This is a genomic window from Paracraurococcus ruber (assembly GCF_004353985.1).
In the GTDB taxonomy this organism is placed as follows: Bacteria; Pseudomonadota; Alphaproteobacteria; order Acetobacterales; family Acetobacteraceae; genus Paracraurococcus; species Paracraurococcus ruber.
The window spans coordinates 1-254 of sequence record NZ_SMOA01000764.1 but is presented as its reverse complement, the minus strand read 5'-3'; the positions used below and the strand labels follow the sequence as shown (position 1 = coordinate 254).

1 pseudogene is annotated in these 254 nt (G+C 66.1%); it reads left to right on the top strand.

Features of this window, described 5'->3' with window-relative positions:
• A pseudogene (locus E2C05_RS34470) lies at positions 1–194 on the top strand (IS6 family transposase); the annotation flags it as partial.
• Between the last annotated feature and the right edge of the window lie 60 nt (positions 195–254).

Genomic DNA, 254 nt, shown 5'->3' with positions numbered 1-254 from the left:
CGCGGCGCCGAGAGCGGCAGATGCAGCGGTTCAAATCACCGGAGCAGGCGCAGCGCTTCCTGTCATCCCACGCCATGATCTACGGCCACTTCCGTCCAAGGCGACATCTGATGACCGCCGGGCAGTATCGGCGCGCTCGTGCCCAAGCCTTCCAGGTGTGGCGGAAGGAGACGCGCGCCCAGCTGGCAGCATGAGAGGAACGACAGCCGCGACCGTGCTCGGCGCGAGCATCGGCTCAACAACCTGACAATGCC